At 63.6% G+C, this 922-nt stretch carries 1 protein-coding gene; it reads right to left on the bottom strand.

Annotated features, from left to right (window positions below; genetic code table 11):
- Window positions 1-18: 18 nt before the first annotated feature.
- Entirely contained in the window at window positions 19-864 is an 846-nt protein-coding gene (locus P0D62_RS18970; RefSeq protein WP_275704087.1) for an IS5 family transposase, read from the bottom strand.
- Window positions 865-922: the final 58 nt, after the last annotated feature.

Raw genomic sequence — 922 nt, 5'->3', positions numbered from 1 at the left:
AGAGATTCCGCAGGTAGGTCATGGTCGTCGGGTTGGTCGGGTGTCCCAGCGGTGGGTTGTCCAAGCGGTGCGGACGAGGCGTCGGATCACGATGACCGCGTTGGCCAAAGCGATGAATGCCTCGATCACGCGGGCGCGGCGTTCGGTGCAGTTGGAGAGCTTCTTGAAGCCTCGGTTGTGCCAGGAGTTGGTTCGTTCGATGACCCACCGTCTGCCGGCCTGGAGCCGGAATCCCTTCTTGCTGATCACGCCGGTGCAGCCCAGCTCGTCGAGCAGGTCGCGGGTCTTGCCCGAGTCGTAGCCGGCGTCCAGATGCACGGTGATGTGCTCGGGTAGCCCCACCCCCAGGCCGAGGTCGAAGCGGCCGAGTTGTTCCAGGGTAGGGCGCAGCAGGGGAGAGTCGTGAGCGTTCGCGGGCGCGACTACGCAGCCCAGCGGGATCCCGGTGCCATCGGTCAGTAGCGAGCGTTTGGTGCCCTGTTTCCCGCGATCTACGGGGGACTTCCCCGCTGCTTCGCCGCCGCAAGGGGCTTTGACGATGCACCCGTCGACCGTGATGTTGTGCAGGTCCAGCCCGACGATCTGGTCGTGGGCTTCCAGGCAGATCTGCTCCAGCTGTGTGAAGAGTCCGTCGTTGATCCATTCATCGCGCCGGTTACGGATCGTGGTGGCTGAACAGGTGCTGTCGCTGATTTTGTCGTAGGCCACGCCCAGCACGAGGATCTGGACCAGTTTGTCGAACACGACCCGGTCTGGGATGCGTGGGTTGTGACAGCCCAGCGGGTGGGTGTCGATGTGTTCGGGGATCAGCGCGGCGAACTGGTCCCATAGCGGGTTCATGATGAAAGATGGCAGTGCAGGCACGAGTACCTCGGGGAAGAAGCGGCGTCAGATACCACCTCTCCTACCGAGACTCGTGCCT

It is taken from the genome of Tessaracoccus caeni (genome assembly GCF_029211185.1).
Lineage (GTDB): Bacteria > Actinomycetota > Actinomycetes > Propionibacteriales > Propionibacteriaceae > Arachnia > Arachnia caeni.
This window is presented reverse-complemented; position numbering and strand designations above follow the sequence as displayed.